Here is a 296-nt window from a genome sequence, read left to right as displayed (position 1 = left end):
TTCCCGATAGGAGATACGACAGTCACCTGGACAGTCACGGATAGTTCAGGAAATACAGCGACCTGTACTCAAACCGTAACCGTAACCGATAATATTAATCCAACCATCAGTTGTCCAGCCACCGTAAACGTAAATGTTGATGCTGGTTTATGTACTGCGAGTGGAGTTACTTTAGGTACACCGACGACTTCAGATAATTGTGCAGTGGCTAGTGTGACTAATGATGCACCGGCAACCTTCCCACTGGGAGATACGACAGTCACCTGGACAGTAACGGACAGTTCTGGTAATACAGT

General features: G+C 46.6%; 1 protein-coding gene. It reads left to right on the top strand.

Translation table 11 applies throughout. The features are described 5' to 3' along the window. Positions 1-296 (top strand): HYR domain-containing protein (locus Z053_RS31225; protein WP_152538409.1); only part of this gene is annotated, 296 nt, incomplete at both ends.

Origin of the sequence: Aquimarina megaterium XH134 (genome assembly GCF_000520975.1) — a bacterium.
Classification (GTDB): Bacteria; Bacteroidota; Bacteroidia; order Flavobacteriales; family Flavobacteriaceae; genus Aquimarina; species Aquimarina megaterium.
The sequence above is the reverse complement of the archived record's forward strand: the minus strand, read 5'-3'. Positions and strand labels throughout refer to the sequence as shown.